The organism is Bacteroidales bacterium (assembly GCA_035299085.1).
Lineage (GTDB): Bacteria > Bacteroidota > Bacteroidia > Bacteroidales > UBA10428 > UBA5072.
The window spans coordinates 162,674-182,514 of sequence record DATGXG010000036.1; the positions used below are offsets into that span (position 1 = coordinate 162,674).

17 protein-coding genes are annotated in these 19,841 nt (G+C 41.4%); 11 read left to right on the forward strand and 6 right to left on the reverse strand.

Going from position 1 to position 19,841, the window contains the following annotated elements:
• Nucleotides 1-10: 10 nt before the first annotated feature.
• The 3 genes from VK179_11855 to VK179_11865 all read right to left on the reverse strand — a co-directional run bounded on the left by VK179_11855 (nucleotide 11) and on the right by VK179_11865 (nucleotide 3,931).
• Nucleotides 11-2,665: a tetratricopeptide repeat protein gene (locus tag VK179_11855; GenBank protein ID HLO59429.1), complete on the reverse strand. Its 2,655-nt coding sequence runs from the start codon at nucleotides 2,663-2,665 to the stop codon at nucleotides 11-13.
• A gap of 135 nt (nucleotides 2,666-2,800) precedes the next feature.
• Complete coding sequence (locus tag VK179_11860) at nucleotides 2,801-3,505, reverse strand: ComF family protein (GenBank protein HLO59430.1); 705 nt, start codon at nucleotides 3,503-3,505, stop codon at nucleotides 2,801-2,803.
• 3 nt (nucleotides 3,506-3,508) lie between these two features.
• Entirely contained in the window at nucleotides 3,509-3,931 is a 423-nt protein-coding gene (locus VK179_11865) for an OsmC family protein (protein ID HLO59431.1), read from the reverse strand.
• A 67-nt stretch (nucleotides 3,932-3,998) separates the two neighbouring features.
• Between VK179_11865 and VK179_11870 the strand changes: the two genes are divergently transcribed.
• The 3 genes from VK179_11870 (at nucleotide 3,999) to VK179_11880 (ending at nucleotide 8,284) form a co-directional block, all read left to right on the forward strand.
• Nucleotides 3,999-4,703 (forward strand): Crp/Fnr family transcriptional regulator, encoded by a 705-nt coding sequence (locus VK179_11870; protein ID HLO59432.1) that lies wholly within the window; start codon nucleotides 3,999-4,001, stop codon nucleotides 4,701-4,703.
• A 134-nt stretch (nucleotides 4,704-4,837) separates the two neighbouring features.
• Nucleotides 4,838-6,982: a ribonuclease R gene (gene rnr / locus VK179_11875; protein ID HLO59433.1), complete on the forward strand. Its 2,145-nt coding sequence runs from the start codon at nucleotides 4,838-4,840 to the stop codon at nucleotides 6,980-6,982.
• 15 nt (nucleotides 6,983-6,997) lie between these two features.
• The gene (locus VK179_11880; protein ID HLO59434.1) at nucleotides 6,998-8,284 is read left to right on the forward strand and encodes a nucleoside recognition domain-containing protein; all 1,287 of its coding nucleotides are present in this window, start codon (nucleotides 6,998-7,000) and stop codon (nucleotides 8,282-8,284) included.
• Between the two features lie 4 nt (nucleotides 8,285-8,288).
• Here the strand turns inward: VK179_11880 and VK179_11885 are convergent, their stop codons facing one another.
• Together VK179_11885 and VK179_11890 are read right to left on the reverse strand one after the other, a co-directional pair.
• Complete coding sequence (locus VK179_11885) at nucleotides 8,289-8,912, reverse strand: porin family protein (protein HLO59435.1); 624 nt, start codon at nucleotides 8,910-8,912, stop codon at nucleotides 8,289-8,291.
• Nucleotide 8,913: 1 nt separating this feature from the next.
• Nucleotides 8,914-9,609: a Sir2 family NAD-dependent protein deacetylase gene (locus VK179_11890; protein ID HLO59436.1), complete on the reverse strand. Its 696-nt coding sequence runs from the start codon at nucleotides 9,607-9,609 to the stop codon at nucleotides 8,914-8,916.
• Between the two features lie 73 nt (nucleotides 9,610-9,682).
• Between VK179_11890 and VK179_11895 the strand changes: the two genes are divergently transcribed.
• Nucleotides 9,683-12,109, forward strand: a complete 2,427-nt coding sequence (locus VK179_11895; protein HLO59437.1) for a polysaccharide biosynthesis tyrosine autokinase — start codon at nucleotides 9,683-9,685, stop codon at nucleotides 12,107-12,109.
• A gap of 5 nt (nucleotides 12,110-12,114) precedes the next feature.
• Here VK179_11895 and VK179_11900 read toward each other — a convergent pair whose 3' ends face one another.
• Nucleotides 12,115-12,966: a universal stress protein gene (locus VK179_11900; GenBank protein HLO59438.1), complete on the reverse strand. Its 852-nt coding sequence runs from the start codon at nucleotides 12,964-12,966 to the stop codon at nucleotides 12,115-12,117.
• A 181-nt stretch (nucleotides 12,967-13,147) separates the two neighbouring features.
• On the opposite strand from VK179_11900, the gene VK179_11905 reads away from it, so the two are divergent.
• The 7 genes from VK179_11905 to VK179_11935 all read left to right on the forward strand — a co-directional run bounded on the left by VK179_11905 (nucleotide 13,148) and on the right by VK179_11935 (nucleotide 19,800).
• Nucleotides 13,148-13,525: a DUF1987 domain-containing protein gene (locus VK179_11905; protein ID HLO59439.1), complete on the forward strand. Its 378-nt coding sequence runs from the start codon at nucleotides 13,148-13,150 to the stop codon at nucleotides 13,523-13,525.
• Between the two features lie 114 nt (nucleotides 13,526-13,639).
• The gene (trxA, locus tag VK179_11910; GenBank protein HLO59440.1) at nucleotides 13,640-14,002 is read left to right on the forward strand and encodes a thioredoxin; all 363 of its coding nucleotides are present in this window, start codon (nucleotides 13,640-13,642) and stop codon (nucleotides 14,000-14,002) included.
• Between the two features lie 304 nt (nucleotides 14,003-14,306).
• Nucleotides 14,307-15,866, forward strand: a complete 1,560-nt coding sequence (locus VK179_11915; GenBank protein ID HLO59441.1) for an acyl-CoA carboxylase subunit beta — start codon at nucleotides 14,307-14,309, stop codon at nucleotides 15,864-15,866.
• Between the two features lie 26 nt (nucleotides 15,867-15,892).
• On the forward strand, nucleotides 15,893-17,398 hold the full coding sequence (locus VK179_11920) for an acetyl-CoA carboxylase biotin carboxylase subunit (protein ID HLO59442.1): 1,506 nt from the start codon (nucleotides 15,893-15,895) through the stop codon (nucleotides 17,396-17,398).
• Between the two features lie 10 nt (nucleotides 17,399-17,408).
• Nucleotides 17,409-17,942, forward strand: a complete 534-nt coding sequence (locus VK179_11925) for an acetyl-CoA carboxylase biotin carboxyl carrier protein subunit (protein HLO59443.1) — start codon at nucleotides 17,409-17,411, stop codon at nucleotides 17,940-17,942.
• A gap of 31 nt (nucleotides 17,943-17,973) precedes the next feature.
• On the forward strand, nucleotides 17,974-18,786 hold the full coding sequence (locus VK179_11930) for a purine-nucleoside phosphorylase (protein HLO59444.1): 813 nt from the start codon (nucleotides 17,974-17,976) through the stop codon (nucleotides 18,784-18,786).
• A gap of 9 nt (nucleotides 18,787-18,795) precedes the next feature.
• Complete coding sequence (locus VK179_11935; protein ID HLO59445.1) at nucleotides 18,796-19,800, forward strand: NAD-dependent epimerase/dehydratase family protein; 1,005 nt, start codon at nucleotides 18,796-18,798, stop codon at nucleotides 19,798-19,800.
• Nucleotides 19,801-19,841: the final 41 nt, after the last annotated feature.

Sequence of the window (19,841 nt, forward strand, 5' to 3'; positions counted from 1 at the left end):
GTTTCGGCTGTCATTTGTATTTTTCCAAGTAGAATTTCAGATACCGGTCTACAGATTTATCCTTTTTTAACGTGAGCAGGTTTTTCTCAGATATAACAAACGGAACCATATTAATATCAGGCAAATCTTTAAGAATTTCCTGGCTTCCTTTGATTGCGTTCATATATTGAACAGCTTTCTCCTGGTTTTTAAATGTTTTAACCGTAACCAGGTTGGTTTTACCATCGAGGTTAATTACTTCAACAATCAGGTTGAGGCTATCATACTTGTCGAGATTATAATTGATAATGTTAAAGACAAGCTGGTTAGCATTTATATTTTTATTGGCTTCAAACACAAAAAGGTGTTTTGCAATGGGAGAATAATCATATATCTCCTGGCTGATCCTGATTTCTTCAGCTTCTTTTATTTCGGGATGTTCCTGGTCCATATAACTGATCAGGTTGGCGGCATCCGAAGCAATTTCGGTATTGGGATATTTTGCCGCCACTGCTTTCAGGCTGTCTCTGAAAACTTTGCGATCTGTAAATTTACCCTGTGCCAATATATTCAGGTATGTAAATTGGGGTGTAAGTTTATGTGAGGGATAGGTTTTCCGGGCATAACCGGTTCTTGAAATTACATCTGCATATTTACCCTGGCTGTACAATTCATAGGTTTGCCTGTAATAGTCCTTTATTTGCTGATCTTCCTGTTCAAGTTTAACAAAGTATTCCGGATCTGTCAGTACCCGGGCATAAGTGCTTCCTGGAAAATCGCGGGCGATTATTCCTTTATAGTAATCCATCATTGCCTGGTTATTCTGTTCCCTGGCGATTCCGTAAAGATTGTAATATGAGGCCAGCAGGAATGTTGAAGAAGGGAAGCGTTTCACCAATGATTTGAACGATTCATTAGCCTTTTCATAATCCTTAAGTTCTTCCTTATAAATAATGCCCATGTTGTATAATGCTGCCTCAATGTCTTTTATGGTGGCTTGTTTCGCCGAGTCGGTAAAAGGAATACCCGAATAGTAGAATTCGCGCGACATTTTACTGTAGGAAGCTTCCGGCGTCACGGCATCTTCAGTTTCTGCAGTTTCATCAGCCGGGGCGAAGTTTACGACAGCTTTTGAAGCCCTTTGCCAGTGATCCTCAAGACGACGGTTTCCCCATTTCAGTTTAAATTCACGGAAGCCCTGGTTTTTTGCTGCATCATTATAAAAATACCACTGGCTTTTGTTGCCTGTATTAATGGTTGCCTGACGGGCGGACGGGTTTTGCATGGAAACTTCCTGGCCGAATTGTTCATCAAGCTGTTTTTCCTGTTGTTTTATGCGGGCTTCCTCTTCTCGTTTTCTTTCGGCTTCAATAATGGCATCGATTTTCGAGTTGAGGGTTTCCCTGGGCAGGTCAGCAAGTAAAAGAACGCTGTCGCCCAGTGTAACCGTATTAATTTCGGTAACAAGCCGGGTAAGGCTTTTTGATTTCGTAAATATCACATTGTAACCGGGGTAATCGGGATCAATATAGGTTACAACACTGTCATAATAAGCCTGTGCATTCGGATAATCGGGAAGAGCATAAAAGTAATCAGCCAGGGTAAGGTATGACCGCACTTTTTGCTGGTTATTCCCCTTGTTGGCGGCAATAGATTTTGTGTAATATTCTACGGCTTTCTTTTGATTCCCCTGTTTAACCGCAAGATTTCCAAGTGCATAATATATCTGGTCCTGGTATTCGATATTCTTATCATCATTGAGCATTTTGATCAGCTCATTTTCAATCTGGCTGGCCTGTCCGAATCCTTCTTCATAAGAAAGGGCCCTGTTAATATGCGCATTGAAGGCCATTTCATAAACCGGGTTCATTTTGATAACCCGACCGTAAAAATCGGATGCTTTTTTCAGTTCACCGGTTTTCTCATATAACTGGGCAAGTATGTAATAATACCGGATGCGGGTTTTTTTATGCTTTTCAAATTCTATAGCCTTTTCAAGATTAGTTACTGCTGAACTGTAATCTTTTTGTTTCAGGTTTAAGTCAGCATAAGTAGGATAAAATTCCTGCATCAGTTTTTCAGGAACTGAAGCGTTGTTTGTAAGAGATGAAAGGATTTCAGAAGCATCCAGCAGTTTACCTGTGGCAATTGACACTTTGGCCAGCCATATCTGTGCCTCGAATGCTGTTGTCTGATTTTTGAAGTCGGCGATGATTTTCCTGAATATTTCGGCTGCCTGGGCGTATTCATGTTTGTAAAAATGTGATTTTCCCATTAGCAGGTAAGCATCATCCACAAAAACATTATATTCTTTCTTGTTCAAAAATTCACGTTCATCAGGGGAAAGTGTTTTATTATCCTTCACTTTAGGTTTGGCCGTTATAGAATGCAGGGTTATCAGCTTTGTACATTTCTTAATTGTGCGGTCCATATCAGAACCGGCAATTGCGGGAGCCTGCTTATCATCGTAATTAAAAACAGGAAGAATTTCAGAATAATCGTCTTTATGCTCCTTTTCAAGCTTTTCAAGTCCGTCGTTAAAACTTTCAGATCCATTGAAAAGCACATTATACCGGGCAGTAAGGTTATGATAAGCCCGTGAAAGCCCGGTGTTTTTCTGGGCACTGCATGCTGCAAGTAAAAACACAAGGGTTGTCAGGGTAATATATAGCAGAACTTTCTTCAAATGATAATTATGAAAGGTAATGGATCAAAAGCAAATATGTTATCAGTAAGCTAACTTGTAATCCGTCAAATTATTTTCCGGTTGTAAATTTATTTAATGTACTCTAAACAAAAAATTCTTTTGTCAGCCAAGCTCTCAAAGAAGTTTGACACAGGCAAGCGAGGCAATGCTTATCATGGTTCCCTCGGCCTGCAAAATAGTTTCAGCGCATGCTTCAATGGTTGCTCCTGTTGTAATCACATCGTCAATCAGGAGGATGTGTTTGTTTCTGATGGCATTCTCATCGGTGATCCTGAAAGTGCCTTTAACATTTTCCCACCGTTCGTATCTTGATTTCTGAGTCTGTGTGCGGGTTGGAATAAACCGGCCGACGCAATGATTGATTACCGGTTTGCCAAGAACTTCAGAAATGCCGCAGGCAATCAGCTCGCTTTGATTATATCCGCGTTGCCTGTATTTTGAGGGATGTAATGGAACCGGAATAATTAAATCGGTGCCGGCAAACGGTGAAGATTTCAGTTCCAAACCAAACATCCTGCCCATTTGACGGGCCAGTTCCTGCTGACCCTTGTATTTGATTTCATGCAGAATTTGCCTGTATCGGCTATCCCTTGTGAAAAACATAAAAGATGTGGCATGTACAACGGGAATTCTTCCCCAGAAAATTCTGGCCACTTCATTTTCAGGATCACTATGAAATTTCGTCCTGGGCAGTTCGGCAAGGCATCTCAGACAGATACCCTGTTCATTGTGATACAGCACCTTTTCACATGCCGCACAATAATTGGGATATATAATACTGATAAGTCCCTGAAGGTATTGCTTGAACGTACCGGACAATTTTCAGACGGGTTTATTTATTTTTATTTCATACGTAATGTCAATTGCCTTCTTCAGTGTTGCTGCAACTCCGCAATATTTTTCCTGCGAAAGTTCTATGGCGCGTTGTATTTTATCTAAAGGAAGTTCTGCTCCTGAGAATTCATATGTTAAGTGCATTGCCGTGTACTGTTTGGGGTGTTCTTCGGTAAGAGTGCCTTCCACTATTAAATTGAAATCAGATAATTCAACCTTCATTTTTTTCAATATCGATACAACATCCATACCGGTACAACCAGCCAATGATGCCATGAGTGCAGGTTTAGGTCTGGGGCCGGCATTTTTTCCGCCTGTGGAGGGACTTGAATCGAAAAGTATGTGATGACCGTCAATAGTTGCTTCAAATGCCATATCGCCTACCCAATTGACATTAATGATATCTTTCATTTTTTTTGCTTAATTTGGTGATTAAATAACAAAATTAGTCAATATTCGCAGTGTCATTTATAGTAGTATGAAAAATCAATCAGTATCAGCACGCAAGGATTGTTTTATAGATAGTTCTTCGATATTCAGACACCTCACCAAAGACGAGCTGGCCATGATCCCGATTGATCAGGAGCCGGATACCTACAAGCGAGGTACAATCATATATTCGGAAGGCAGCCGTATTAACGGTTTCTATTGTGTTCAGAAAGGGATAATCAAGATCTTTAAAACCGGATTTGACGGAAAGGAACAAATTATCCGTTTTGCAAAAAAGGGTGACATTATGGGATTCAGGTCAACAATCACCCGCGAACGAGCCTGTACTTCGGCAAAAGTCCTGGAGGACGCCCTGATTTGCTTTGTACACGCGGAAACCGTCCTTGAATTTGTAAAGCATAACGGGAATTTTGCCCTTGAGTTATTGCAAATAGCCTGCAAGGAGCTTGGCGAAGCCAATGATTATATTACCGATATAGCACAAAAAACAGTAAGGGAACGGCTTGCCGAGGTGATTATTCATCTGCGGAAGGATTTTGATCTTGACAATGAAAAGTATTTGCAGATAACCCTTACCCGTGAGGAACTGGCCAACATGGTAGGTACGGCAACAGAATCGGTAATCAGGCTCCTGTCAGAGTTCAAGCAGGACGGCCTGATCGAATTGCAGGGAAGAAGAATCAAAATTCTTGACGAGAAATCTCTTTACAAAATCGGAAACCTGAATGACTGATGCCTGTAAGGAGGCATGCGGAATCATTCAGAAGAAAAGCTTTCGGGATTAAAAAAACAATTTGTAATACTTCGTGGTTATTACCTGTGTTTTACTAAATCTTTCATACCTTTTAGCAATTATTTTAGTGATACATGGGTAAAAAATCAAAGAACAAGCCAAGGAAGATTAATAAGAAAGAACTTACCAATAATATTCTGGCCATTTTTTCAGCTCACCCGCGGAAAACATTCAATTATAAGCAACTGGCGGCGGGAATGCTCATCACCGACTCATCGGAGAAAAAACTGATCACTGAAATACTTTATGAGTTAAAAGAGAAAGAAACCGTTGATGAAATTTCAACCGGTAAATTCAGGATAAAATCGGGAGGCGGAACTGTTATCGGAACCATCGACATAGCAAGGGGCGGATACGGATTTGTTGTATCAGAAAATATAAAGGATGATATTTTTATTTCACAGAATAACCTGAACCATGCCCTTAACGGTGACACGGTGAAGGTATTACTGTATGCCCATAAAAAAACACGTGAACTTGAAGGCGAAGTTGTGGAGATCCTTGAAAGAGCACGTGAAACATTTGTAGGTACTGTTGAGATAGCCGAACGCTTTGCCTTCCTTGTTCCCGACAGCCGTCACATGCCTTTCGACCTGTTTATTCCACTCGATAAATTAAAAGGTGCAAAGAGCGGGCAAAAAGCCATTGCAAAAATTACAGAGTGGCCGAAAAACGTAAAGAATCCATTCGGTGAAATTGTTGAGGTACTGGGCAACCAGGGAGAAAATGAAACCGAAATGCACGCAATTCTTGCCGAATTCGGGTTGCCTTATACATTCAACGAGGAAGTTGAAGAAGAGGCTGCACGGATCAACGACCGGATCACAGAAGAGGATATAAAAAAAAGAAGAGATTTCAGGAAAGTACCGACTTTCACAATCGATCCCGAGGATGCGAAAGACTTTGATGACGCCTTATCGCTTCATGAACTTCCCGGTGAAAAATGGGAAGTGGGAGTGCATATTGCCGATGTTACCCATTATGTGCAACCGGATACAATAATTGATGAAGAGGGACAGCAAAGAGCAACATCCGTATACCTTGTTGACCGGGTTGTTCCGATGCTGCCCGAAAGGCTTTCGAATTATATATGCTCCCTGCGGCCCAAGGAAGACAAATTGTGCTTTTCTGCTGTTTTTGTTCTGAACAATGAGGCTGAAATTCTTGAAGAGTGGTTCGGAAAAACAGTGATTAATTCCGACAGACGGTTCAGCTATAAGGAAGCCCAGGCTGTAATTGACACCGGTGAAGGGGATATGAGCCATGAGATACTCACACTGAATAAACTCGCAAGGATTTTGCGTGAGAAGCGATTCAGGGATGGTGCCGTAGCATTCGAAAGAGAAGAAGTAAAGATTGAAGTGGATGAAAAAGGCAAACCGGTAAGGATTTATGCCCGTGAGCATGGCCTTTCAAACGAGCTTATTGAGGAATTTATGTTGCTTGCAAATCGCAAAGTCGCCGAGCGAATCGGAAAAACAAGCGATAAATCGGACAGGAAAACATTTGTTTACAGGATTCATGACCGGCCTGACAGCGAGAAACTGCAGAAATTTTCAAGGTTTATCAAAAAGTTCGGTTACAAGCTTACTATAAAGTCAAACAAACAAACGGCACAGTCATTAAACCAATTGCTTGATGATGTAAAAGGAACCAGGGAGCAGGATATCATTGAAAACCTTGCTTTACGGGCCATGGCAAAGGCAGAGTATTCCACCAATAATATAGGGCACTATGGATTGGCATTCGATTATTATACACATTTTACATCGCCGATCCGCAGGTATCCCGACATGATGGTTCATCGATTACTGGGCGATTACCTTCATGGTGCCTCTTCACGCAATCAGAAAATATACGAAAAAATGTGCAGGCATTCTTCAAAAATGGAGATACTTGCCATGGAGGCAGAAAGGGCATCTGTAAAGTACAAGCAGGCTGAATTCATGAAGGATAAAATCGGCAGGCAGTTTGAAGGTGTTGTTTCCGGAGTCACTGAATGGGGAGTGTTTGTTGAGATCCTTGAAAACAAATGCGAAGGAATGATTCCGATAAGGGGGCTCGGCGGCGACTTTTACGAATATGACGAAGATAATTACTGTATCAGGGGACGGAGAACAGGTAAGAAATACCAGATGGGTGACCCGGTACAGATTGAAGTGGTTCGGGTTAACATGGAAAAAAAGCAGATTGATTTTTCTCTTGTGGCAGGAGATTGATTAAGTTTACACGCTATGATTCTTAATTACATCTGGGTCGGCTTTTTTGTAGTGGGCTTCCTCGTTGCCCTTTTCAGGGTAATAGGATATTACTTCCGTGATTTTATGGCGGATCATCTGAGCCTTATTTTTTCAGTGGCTGACCGGGATGTTTTCAGCGCCATAGTAACAAGTACTTTCGATATGGCGAAGACGAGCGTCGAATTGTCAATATATCTGATTGGCGTTATGACGCTATGGCTTGGCATTATGAAAATCGGAGAAAAGGGCGGAGCTGTAAATGCGCTCTCCCGGGTAATGAATCCATTTTTCAGCCGCATATTTCCCGGCATACCTAAAAATCATCCGGCCATGGGATCGATCCTGATGAATTTCAGCGCCAATATGCTCGGATTGGATAATGCCGCAACGCCACTCGGACTGAAAGCCATGAAAGAGCTTCAGGGAGTGAATCCCGACCAGGAACGGGCATCGGATCCAATGATTATGTTTCTTGTATTGAATACATCAAGTCTGACCATCATACCAATCAGTGTGCTTGCCATGCGTGTTGCTGCAGGTGCCGCCTCTCCCACGGATATTTTCATACCCATGATCCTGGCCACCTATTTTTCCACCCTGGCCGGCTTTCTTTTTGTTGCTTTCAAACAAAAGATCAATATTTTTAACAAAGTTGTATTGGCCTATCTTGGCGGAGTAACCTTGCTCATTGCCGGGATAATATTCTACCTGACAAATCTCCCTCAGGATAAAATGTCTGTACAAACTGCGTTTGCCGGAAACTTCCTGTTGTTTTCAATTATAATTGTTTTCATTCTGCTTGGGATAAGGAAGAAGATCAATTTATATGAGACTTTTGTTGAAGGAGCAAAGGAAGGTTTCCAGGTTGCAGTGAATATAATTCCTTATTTAGTGGCAATGTTGGTTGCCATTGGTGTTTTCAGGGCTTCCGGTTCGTTTGAATTTTTGATGTCAGGATTACGAAACTTCTTTGCCTTATTTGGTTTTGACACACGGTTTGTAGATGCGATGCCTGTTGCACTGATGAAACCCATGAGCGGAGGGGCAGCCAGGGGTCTTATGGTTGATGCCATGAAAAACTTCGGGCCTGATTCATTTGCAGGGCGCCTGGCGTGCATTGTCCAGGGATCTACCGAGACCACTTTTTACACTGTTGCAGTTTACTACGGTGCTATTAACATCAGGAACACAAGGTATACGGTTGCAGGGGGCCTTCTGGCCGACCTGGCGGGAGTACTGGCTGCAATAGCCATGGCCTATCTGTTTTTTGGCAATTCCTGATATTTTACTTTAACTGGTAATTCAATTGAAGTGTGAGGTAATTGTTGAAATCACCCCTTGAATTGCCAAAAATTTTACCGAACCAGCTATAGTAGGATCCCGCAGTTTCAAGATCCCTTATTGAAAAAATCGAATAAGAATATCTTACATCGATGCTGATATTTTGTGTAATTAAAATATTGGCACCAATCAGTGTGCCGAGGTCAAACTTCCGGAAATCAACAAGGTACTCCTGTGGCAAAGTTCCGCTGTCATCGCGGCCATTGGCGTGGAACATGTATCCGGGAATTAACCCGAGCTGCAGGTAACCGTACTTTTTTATTCTGAAGGAAGCCATTACAGGAATGTCGATATAGTGCAGGGCCAGCAGGTATGATCCTGTGTTATCCTCTGAAGCCGGGTTGCGTGCCCCTCTTGATGCGTACCGTACTTCCATCCGCGACTGAAGCCAGTCGGTCATATCGCGTGTGACATATACACCTCCCACCAATCCCATTTTATCATAGCCGGCATAAGAATCGCCGTCAACCTGCGAGGCTGTAAAACCTGCCAGTATGCCACCATGAAAGTCCTGTGCACTCAGCGCGCTTAAAGTAAATATCAGAATTACAACTAACCGGAACTTCATATCAGTATAGATGTTCAGATAACAGTTTCTCTTTAAGTCTGGCTACGCCGGTACTTGCTTTTTCCCTGATAAAATTGATATGGCGGTAAATAGGTACGGCAACGTCATTCGGATCGATAAGATAAACAGGAGTGGGTTTCGGAACATAATCGATAAGACCTGCCGCCGGGTAAACAACCATGGAGGTACCTATGACAACGAAAATATCGGCCTGGTTGGTGATTGCCGCGGCTTCCTCAATGGCAGGAACTGCTTCGCCGAACCACACAATATCAGGTCTGAGCTGGGTTCCTTTTTCGCAGGTATCTCCTTTATTTATCGGTTTATAGCCGATATCATATACAAGGTCAGGATCGCCTGTACTCCTTGCCCTGGTTAGGATTCCATGTAAATGGAGCACATTTTTACTCCCGGCTTTTTCGTGCAGGTTATCAACATTCTGGGTGATGATCTGCACATCGAAATATTTCTCAAGTTCAGCAAGGCCTTTATGCGCGTCATTAGGCTGTGCTGTTTCAAGCTGTTGTCTTCTTTCGTTATAAAAGGTGAGCACGAGTTCCATATTCTTCACCCATCCCGCGTAACTGGCGACTTCCATAACGTCATAGTTTTCCCATAAACCTCCGGAATCTCTGAAAGTTTTGAGTCCGCTTTCGGAACTTACTCCTGAACCCGTTAGTACGACAAGCTTTTTCATGTTAAAACTTAAGGAAAACAAATATAGGATTTTTATTTTACTATCTTTACACGTTTCATATTCAGCATTTCACATGGATCAATATCCTGAAATTTACCGCGAAGAAGAGAGCATAGATATCAAAAAATACCTTTACAGGATTTTATATAATTGGTGGTGGTTTGCTTTATCCATTTTTTTTGCGTTGACTATAGCTTACCTGGTTAACAGGTATTCTGAAGATATGTACAGGGCCAATTGTTCTGTAATCATTGCCAATGAAAATACACCAAGGGGCGATATTGAAAGTGTAATTGAGGATATGACCAATATCCGGAACAGAAGAACCAAGGCCGTGGTTCAGAATGAAATTACAGTGTTGAAGTCATATAAAATGGCTCATGCCGCCCTCCAGAAGCTCGATTTTGGAATTACTTATACGGCAGTCGGCAGAAGAGGTATTGCTGAATCGAAATTGTATAAAAGTTCACCGTTTATAGCCATCGTTGATACTGCATCGGCCAATCAATACAATTACCCGATTTCAATAAGCATCCTGTCTCCGAGCACATACCGTTTCACGGATGATAAATTCGGTATTTCGCAGGTATTGTATTTTGGACAGAAATTTCAGCATGAAAGCTTTAATTTCACATTACTTCCAAGGACTCCCGGAAGTCTTAAAAACCTCGAGAATTTTCCTCTGAAATATTATTTCACACTGAATGATCTGAATAGCCTTGTAAACAGGTATAGGGCAGGACTTAATGTTGAGGTGAATGATGAAAAGGGTTCCATACTGACCCTGTCATTAACCGGTCCGAATAAGGAGCAGATATGTGACTACCTGAACATGCTTTCACGGGTTTATATCCAGTCCAATCTCGACGAAAAGAACTCAACCTCTTCGAATACAATTAAGTTTATCGATCAGCAGTTGAATGAAACCATTGATTCGTTGCAAACTGCAGGAATCAGGCTGCAGAATTTCAGATCCGCCAACCGGATCATTAATATCAGCCAGGAAGGGAATGCCATGTTTCAGCAGATGGAACAACTGAATACTGAAAAAGCGACGATTGATATTCAGGCACGGTATTTTGAGTATTTAAAGGAATATATTGATTCGAAAAAAGATAACATCGAAATCATTGCTCCTTCAGTGATGGGCATACAGGACGCCTTGCTGAACTCGCTGGTATCGCAGATCAATACACTGAATACAGAACGCAGGAATCTTCAGTTCAGTTCGAACGAAAGTAATCCGAAGCTTACCATGCTGAACATGCAGCTTGAAAATCTCAGGCTTGATATCGAAGAAAACGTTCAGAATCTTATTAAGGCAAACAGCATATCGGAAAGTGAATTAAACAAGCGCATAAATAATCTGGAAGCAGAAATTCAGAAACTGCCGTCAACTGAAAGGCAACTTATCAATATTCAGCGTGAATTCAACATAAACGACCAGATATATACTTTTCTTCTTGAAAAGCGTGCTGAAGCTGGTATTACCAAAGCCTCAAATATGCCGGACCACCGGCTTCTCGACAGTGCCAGGGCGGAGAATGCTGTGATGATAAAGCCGAAAACTTCCATGAATTATATGATGGGCCTTGTTCTTGGAGGGCTGCTACCCCTGTTGCTGCTGATTCTGATTGAATATTTCAACAATAAAATTGTTGACAAAAAAGATATAGAACAGCAAACCAACACTCCCATTTTAGGTTCTGTTGGACATAATGACAAATCATATGACCTTCCGGTTTTTGAAAATCCGAAATCAGCCCTCACCGAATCATTCCGATCACTCAGGGCAAATCTGCAATACCTGCTTAAGAATGAAACTCACAAGATCATATCCTTTTCATCCACTATAAGCGGCGAAGGAAAAACTTTCTGTTCGGCAAACCTGTCAGCAATACTTGCCATGGCAGGGAAAAAGACCCTTCTGATAAGCCTGGACCTTCGCAAGCCGAAAATTCATAAAATTTTCAGGATAAAAAATGAAAAAGGGATCAGTTCTTACCTTGCCGGTATCGACGGGGAAAACTTCATTCATCCCACCAATGTGGATAATCTGTGGGTAGCTGTTTCAGGTCCGGTGCCCCCCAATCCTGCCGAGCTTATCGAATCGGCAAGGATGACAGAGTTCCTGCGAAAAATGAAGGAAGAATATGATTATATTGTTATAGATACTCCTCCGATTGCGATTGTAACAGACGCCCTGCTATTAAAAGATATGGTTGATATCCATGTTTTTGTTATCAGGCATGGTTATTCGAGCAAGCAGGTGCTGCAGTTGGTTGAAGACCTTTTTACCAAAAGAGGTTTAAAAAATATGACACTGCTCATCAATGATGTTCAGGCCAAAGGTTATTACGGGTATAGTTACCGCTACGGGTATGGTTATGGTTATGGCTACGGGTATGGTTATGGCTATGAGCATGGCTATTATGGTGAGGAACTTCCTACCATAAAAGGATTCAGAAGGACAATGCGCAAACTTTTAAAATCACGGTAACTTTTTCAGCCGCCCATTGAGGCGAATGATCCCGACTTGGTTATGTGACGTGGTGCAAGGCAGAGTACCGGAATTTCAGCCTTATTGAGTATCTGGTGTGCTGTATTTCCCATAATAAGGGAGATAGCTGATGACTGCTCCGTGGTTATCGAAATAAGATCTGCCCGTACCGTATTGGCGTAGTTAATGATCATATCCGGCACATTGTCGCCAAACACTTCATTGTTTTCACAGGTTACCTTTCCCTGTATATAACCAGCTACCTGGCTGGCATACGATCTTATTTTTTTGATATTTTGTTTACCCTTTGAAGTTTGAACAGCCACTACATGCACCTCTGCATTGAACAACCGGGCCAACTCAGTTGTAAAAGGTACTTTCTGGCGTGAATCGGCTGAAAGATCAATCGGAAGAACTATTTTCCTGATTGAAGAAGGGCAGTAATTCTTGCGCAGCGTAATAACAGGTGATTCGGTAGCTGAAATTATACGAAAAGCATTGCTGCCAATGAATACTTCCTGGAAGCCTGATGCTCCATGGGTAGATGTACTGATTACAGAATTTGGCCACTGTTTGGCAAGATTGACAACTTCCTGGTAGATTCTTCCGGGTGCCAATTTGTAATCGATTACCGAATCATTCTGAAGTTGGGGTTTAAATTCATTTATAATTGTTTCGAATTTTTTCTCAGCGGTGTTTTTTTCGACTACAGATGCATCTTTTTCAGTTTCCGAATTCCTCTGGAGTACATAAATAAGGTGGATGCTGATCTGCTGCCTTGTCGAAAAAAGGGCAGCCATTTTAAGTCCGTTCAAGGATTCTGTCGAAAAATCAACGGGTACAATAATGTTTTTCATATTCCAGAATAGATTATATCCTATTTACGTAATTTCAGAAAAAAAGATATGGTCTGAAAATACAGAATGTGAATTGAAATTAGGGAAGGGGTCGCTTATAGTTTAGTAATATTATATATATTTATATTTTGATACTATCTAAGACATCCGGCTTTTGAACCTAATTTTTGAACGAATTGCCATGCAAGATTTATTTATTCAAGGAACTGACTCGCTTCCAAATGTATCATTTAAGGCCAACGGAGAATTAAAGATATTTGGCAGGGCATTGCCTGAAGACGCAGCTAAGTTTTTTGCTCCGTTACTGGCCTGGATTAATGAATATTCCTCACAGGAGGTGAACATAGAAATCAACCTTGATTATTTTAATACAAGTGTTTCAAAGCAATTGCTTGATTTATTCAAGTCGATCGATAACAAAAAGGACATCCTGACTGTTAATGTGAAATGGATGTACGAAGAAGGAGATGATGAAATGCTGGAATCCGGGGAAATTTACCAGGAATTGCTTCCCAGGTTTTCCTTTTCCTTCCATAAGTACGCCGAAATGACCAATTAGTAACCGTATTTGTTTATTTTCAGACATAAAGTCAGTGTACTATGACATATAAACATATATAGATACGTTGGTTTAAGTTTTGCAGTATCCTTTACATAAATTAAAAACAAGATCATGGCACTTGAGCATTTAACAAAAGACACTTTTAAGGAAAAGGTGTTTGATTATGAAGTCAATAAAGAATGGAAATATGCCGGTACAAAGCCTGCTATTATTGATTTCTATGCAGACTGGTGTGGCCCTTGCAGGATGGTGGCGCCTGTGCTTGAAGAATTAAAAACAGAGTACAGTGATAAGCTTGAAATTTATAAGATAAACACTGACGAAGAGCGTGAATTATCCGCCATGTTTGGCATTCAGAGTATTCCCAGCCTGCTTTTCATTCCGCTTGACGGACAACCTCAAATGGCAATGGGTGCTTTGCCCAAGGAGACTTTTAAGAAAGCCATCACGGATGTACTGAGTGTGACCGTTTAGATTGACTTTTGAAAATATCGGATGTTTAATAAATGGCAATCAAAAGGTTAAAGGGATTTGTCCTTTCCGCCTCTTGATTGTCATTTTTTATTTATTAACTTTGCTCCTCATTCCAAATTACGTTCTTTTGGAACTGCCTTCAGGCAAAGGATGTACAATCTTTCTGAAGGCAAAAATGTGCGGATATGAAATTGACAAAGCTGATATATACATTTCTGTCCATTGAAATCAATCCTGCCGGTTTTTTTACCCATTTTCTCATTATTGTTGTTAATTGCTGTAATAATCGAATAATTCTTTTCACATGGATGTAAAAGGAAAGTTATACACTCGTTTTCTCAATCGTCAGGAGGCTTATGCCGAACAACAGCAGGCTGAGTCGGTTGTTGAAAAACAGCATCTCAAGGGAAAAATGACCGCCAGGGAACGGGTGGATATGCTATTTGACCCTGATACCTTTGAGGAAATCGATGGATATTCAATGCCTGCTCCGGCAGGTGGCGATTTTGGCAAGAAAGTATCAGCCTTCGGTGACGGCGTTATCACCGGTTATGGTAAAATAAGCGGAAGGCTTGCATTTGCGTTTTCACAGGATTTCAACATCATGGGCGGATCGCTTGGTTCGGTTCATGCTGCTAAAATAGCCAAGATACAGGACATGGCACTTAAGATGGGCGCTCCCATTATTGGGTTGATTGATTCGGGAGGCGCTCGTATACAGGAAGGAGTTGCCAGCCTGGCAGGTTATGCAGCTATTTTTAAGCGGAATGTGGATGCATCGGGTGTTGTGCCCCAGATTTCGGTAATTATGGGGCCTGCAGCCGGAGGAGCTGTGTATTCCCCCTCGATCACCGATTTTGTTTTCATGACAAACAAAACCAGTTATATGTTTGTCACGGGTCCCAACGTGGTAAAAGAAGTGCTTAATCAGGATGTTTCCTTTGATGACCTGGGCGGAGCCATGGTGCATATGAAAAAAAGCGGGGTAGCTCATTTTGTTTATGAAGATGAAGAGAATACGTTACGCGGAGTTCAGAAACTCCTGTCGTACCTACCCTCCAATAACCTTGAAAATCCTCCCTTTCTTGAAAACTGCGACAACGACATGAGGGAAGATGAGCGGATAAGGGATATTGTACCTGATGATGCGAATAAACCCTATGACATTAAAGATATCATCAACCTGATTATTGACAGGAATACATTTTTTGAAATATCGACATATTTTGCCCAGAACCTTGTCATCGGTTTCGGCCGGTTGCAGGGTAAAACAATCGGGATCCTGGCCAATCAGCCAAAAGTACTGGCAGGCACACTCGACATCAATTCGTCCGTTAAAGGAGCCCGTTTTATTCGATTCTGTGATTCGTTTAATATTCCTATTCTCACCCTTGAGGATGTACCGGGCTTTTTACCGGGTGTTGACCAGGAGCACAATGGTATTATCAGGCATGGTGCAAAATTGCTGTATGCCTATGCAGATGCCACCGTTCCAAAAATTACGGTGATACTTAGAAAATCATACGGAGGCGCATACTGTGTAATGAACAGCAAAAATCTCGGGGGCGATTTCAATTTTGCCTGGCCAACAGCTGAAATTGCTGTCATGGGTCCTGAGGGTGCCGTATCGATTCTTTACAGGAAAGAACTGATTGAATCGAGTGATCCGGCAAAACTTAAAAAAGAACTGACTGTTAAATACCGCGATGAAATAGCAAATCCTTATGTAGCAGATGATAAGGGATATATAGATGAAGTTATTGATCCCATAACTACACGGAAGAAACTGATAACCGCATTTACTGCGCTTGAGAGCAAACATGTAAGTGTACCATCGAGAAAACACGGGAATATCCCGCTTTAGTAACACTATAAATTCATTTTTCGAGGATGAATATAAAAAGCCTGCTTATAGCAAACCGTGGTGAAATTGCTGTAAGAATTTCAGAAGCTGCCAAAAAGATGGGAATTAAATCATTTGGCATAAAAACGGCTAAAGAACCAAATGCATTATACCTGCGACTTGTGGATGATGTAATTGATTTTTCAGAAAACTTTGATGAGATTCCTGAATTCCTGGATGTTGAACGAATTATCGAAGCCGCAAAACAAAATAAAATTGATGCCATACATCCGGGTTATGGATTCCTGGCTGAAAATCCTTATTTCGCCAAACGATGTGAAGAAGAGAATATAGTTTTCATAGGTCCTTCTGCTGCAGCCATTTACAAAATGGGGAATAAGACAATTGCCAAACAGATTGCGCAGAAGCATGGTGTACCTTTGTTGCAGGGCAGCCAGGGAACGGTTAAGGATCCGAAGGAAGCCGAAGAAATTGCGGAAAAAATAGGGTATCCTGTTATTCTGAAAGCTGCAGCCGGTGGTGGAGGTCGTGGAATGCGCATTGTGGAAAAAGCTTCTGCCATGGAAAAAATGTTTAAGATGGCAGCAGGTGAGTCGGAGAAAGCCTTTAACGATTCTTCGCTTTTCATTGAAAAATATGTAAGAAACCCCCGTCATATTGAATTCCAGGTACTGGGCGACAGGCATGGTAATTATGTTCACCTTGGTGAGCGTGAATGTTCAGTTCAGCGCAAACATCAGAAACTTATTGAAGAATCTCCTTCAGCTGCACTGGATGAAAAGCTCCGGGAAGAAATGGGTAAAGCAGCCATTAAAATTGCAAAAGCGGTTGATTATTATTCGGCAGGAACCGTAGAGTTTTTACTTGACGCGGATAAGAACTTCTTTTTCATGGAAATGAACACGCGGATCCAGGTAGAGCATCCGGTTACCGAAATGGTATCCGGTGTTGATCTCATTGAATGGCAGATCCGGATTTCGGAAGGACAAAAACTGGCTTTCAAGCAGAAGGATGTCAAGCTGATAGGTTGGGCAATTGAATGCAGGATCAATGCCGAGGATGTCCAGGCGGGTTTCTCGCCGAACCTGGGTATTATCGAAAAGGTAACTTTTCCTAAAGGAAAAAATATTCGTATAGACAGTGGAATAACAGAGTATTCGGTTATCACACCTTATTTCGATTCCATGCTGGCCAAGCTTATTATTCATGCAGAATCAAGGGAAAAGGCAATAAGCACTGCAACTGCAGCCTTAAAAAAAGTGTGGATCAGGGGAATTAAAACAACCATTCCATTTTGCCTTGCCGTTCTTAACCATAAAAAATTCAAAAAGGGCGATTTTAATACCTCCTTCATTGAAAAAGAGATGGATAAGCTTTATTATAATGAAGAGGACGATGAAATGCTTGCCGCTTATGTAGCCGCTTTTGATTTCGCTGCGGAACTTGAAACCAACAGGACTGCCAAACCCGATTTTGAAAGAGGAAAAAGCATAAGCCCATGGGTATTAAACAAGAGATTAAAATCACTTTAATAGCGGAATAATGAAGCTTCTCAAATCAAAAAAAGAAAAACCAACGGAGTACATTGCGGTGACCCAGGGCGGTAAAAAGTACGTAGTCCGAAGTCCTTTCAGCGATGAACTGAGTATTAACGGTCACAAGAAGGATATAAAAATCTTTGAAGAGGAAGGATTCACCGTCATTGAATACAAAAACAAGAGATACCTTGCCGAGATAACCGATAAAAACCAGAACATATACACTGTTCTATTGAACGGCCTCAGTTACACCTTTACTATTGAATCACCTATTTCATACCGCCGGCGTAAATACCTTGAAAAATTTAAACAGGCTGATAAAAATGAGGTCATCACAGCTCCCATGCCTGGTAAGATTGTTGAATTGCTCGTTGAGGAAAATGCCATGGTTAAAGAAGGTGAAGCCATACTCATCCTTGAAGCCATGAAAATGCAAAACGAGATTATAGCTGTTGTTGCAGGGAAAGTTAAGAAGATAAGTGTTAAGCCGGGTGACTCGGTAGCCAAGGATGAAGTATTGATGGAAATTGAAAGGTAATCATTACTTTTGAAAAGTAATTGAACCCATCATGAATCAGAAAATTGATCAGGCTGTTGAATATCTTCTTTCAGCAGGCATTAAAGACCCTCAAATCGGAATTGTTCTCGGAACAGGTCTTGGTAAAATGGCAGGTGCCTTTGATATAATCAAAGTAATTGATTACAGTTCAATACCCCATTTCCCTCTTTCTACAGTTGAGTTTCATTCAGGCAAATTGATTTATGGTAAACTACATGGCAAAACCCTGCTTGCCATGCAGGGCAGGTTTCATTACTATGAAGGGTATTCCCTTGCAGATGTAACCTTCCCGATAAGGGTTTTAAAAAAACTTGGCATAAAGTATCTTCTGCTTTCCAATGCCGCCGGCGCTCTTAATCCTTCTTATAAAAAGGGCGATCTCATGCTGATCGACGACCATATCAATTTTCTTCCTGATAATCCGTTGAGGGGAAAAAATCTTGATGAAATGGGACCCAGGTTCCCGGATATGAGTTGTCCCTATTCACCTTTGCTGAATAACAGGATGGTTGAAATCGCAAAGCGTGAAAAAATTGTGCTTTACAAAGGCACCTATGTAGCGGTTATGGGTCCCAATCTTGAAACCAGGGCGGAATACAGGATGTTCAGAAATTTCGCGGATGCTGTGGGTATGTCAACGGTTCCTGAAGTTATTGTTGCCAATCATATGAACCTTCCGTGTGCGGCAGTTTCGGTACTAACAGATGAGTGTGATCCTGATAACCTGGTTCCGGCCAAAATAGAAGACATTATTGAAACTGCAGGGAAAGCTGAAAATAAACTGGTGACATTATTCTCATTTCTGATAAAGGAAATCGATTAATTAAACAGGATGGATTTGGTTACAGGAGCAACCGGGTTACTGGGATCACATGTTCTCTATGAACTGGTGGCATCGGGTAAACCTGTAAGAGCACTTTTCAGGGACAAAACCAAAATTGAAAACACAAGGCAGATCTTCAGTTTTTATACTTCCGATCATTCGTTGTTCAATAACATAGAATGGGTAGAGGCTGATATTTGCAACTACTATGCTGTGCTAAAATCACTTCATGGAATTTCAGGGGTTTATCATGTTGCTGGCAGAGTTACTTTTGACGACCGCGATAAAAAGAAACTGAACAGGATTAACATTGACGGTACGGCCAATATAGTTAATGCTTGTCAGGAGTATAAAAACATCAGGTTATGTCACGTAAGTTCAATTGCCACGTTAGGGGAATTGGAAGACGGTCTGCCGGTGGATGAAACTGTGATATGGAACAAAGGAGAGGATGCCTCTTCTTATTCCATAAGTAAGTATAAGGGAGAAATGGAAGTCTGGCGTGGGATTAATGAGGGGCTTGATGCATTTATCGTTAATCCGTCTGTAATTATTGGTCCCGGTATGTGGCTAGGTCCCGGTAAAGAATTGTTTTTAAGGATAAAAAAGGGACTTAAATATTACCCTCACGGTTCATCAGGTTACGTAGATGTAAGAGATGTGGCCAGGATCATGGTTATTCTTATGGACAGCGATGTCACAGGTGAACGGTTCATTCTGAACTCTGGAAATATCAGCCATAAGGATTTTATGGGAATACTTGCTGCCGGATTAGGATCTGCATCGCCTGCGAAGTTGGTTACTCCCGCTTTGGCCAGGGCTGCGCTTTTTTACGAAGGCATCAGGACACTTTTCACAGGTAAGCCATCCCGGATCAACCGGCAGACTTTTAAAATTGCTTCTTCCGAACTGACCTATTCGAATGCCAAAATAACCGGCAAACTTGGATATACCTTTTGTCGGATTGAAGATTCCCTTAAGGATGCCGTGAAATTTTTTAAAAATATGTACTGATTTTTTTTAACATAAGGGTTACTTTTTAACATCTCGTGGTA

Coding starts and splice junctions, on each gene's coding strand:
- VK179_11865 (HLO59431.1), bottom strand. CDS start 3,931: ATGAAAGATATCATTAATGTCAATTGGGTAGGCGATATGGCATTTGAA.
- VK179_11870 (HLO59432.1), top strand. CDS start 3,999: ATGAAAAATCAATCAGTATCAGCACGCAAGGATTGTTTTATAGATAGT.
- rnr (HLO59433.1), top strand. CDS start 4,838: ATGGGTAAAAAATCAAAGAACAAGCCAAGGAAGATTAATAAGAAAGAA.
- VK179_11880 (HLO59434.1), top strand. CDS start 6,998: ATGATTCTTAATTACATCTGGGTCGGCTTTTTTGTAGTGGGCTTCCTC.
- VK179_11885 (HLO59435.1), bottom strand. CDS start 8,912: ATGAAGTTCCGGTTAGTTGTAATTCTGATATTTACTTTAAGCGCGCTG.
- VK179_11890 (HLO59436.1), bottom strand. CDS start 9,609: ATGAAAAAGCTTGTCGTACTAACGGGTTCAGGAGTAAGTTCCGAAAGC.
- VK179_11895 (HLO59437.1), top strand. CDS start 9,683: ATGGATCAATATCCTGAAATTTACCGCGAAGAAGAGAGCATAGATATC.
- VK179_11900 (HLO59438.1), bottom strand. CDS start 12,966: ATGAAAAACATTATTGTACCCGTTGATTTTTCGACAGAATCCTTGAAC.
- VK179_11905 (HLO59439.1), top strand. CDS start 13,148: ATGCAAGATTTATTTATTCAAGGAACTGACTCGCTTCCAAATGTATCA.
- trxA (HLO59440.1), top strand. CDS start 13,640: ATGGCACTTGAGCATTTAACAAAAGACACTTTTAAGGAAAAGGTGTTT.
- VK179_11915 (HLO59441.1), top strand. CDS start 14,307: ATGGATGTAAAAGGAAAGTTATACACTCGTTTTCTCAATCGTCAGGAG.
- VK179_11920 (HLO59442.1), top strand. CDS start 15,893: ATGAATATAAAAAGCCTGCTTATAGCAAACCGTGGTGAAATTGCTGTA.
- VK179_11925 (HLO59443.1), top strand. CDS start 17,409: ATGAAGCTTCTCAAATCAAAAAAAGAAAAACCAACGGAGTACATTGCG.
- VK179_11930 (HLO59444.1), top strand. CDS start 17,974: ATGAATCAGAAAATTGATCAGGCTGTTGAATATCTTCTTTCAGCAGGC.
- VK179_11935 (HLO59445.1), top strand. CDS start 18,796: ATGGATTTGGTTACAGGAGCAACCGGGTTACTGGGATCACATGTTCTC.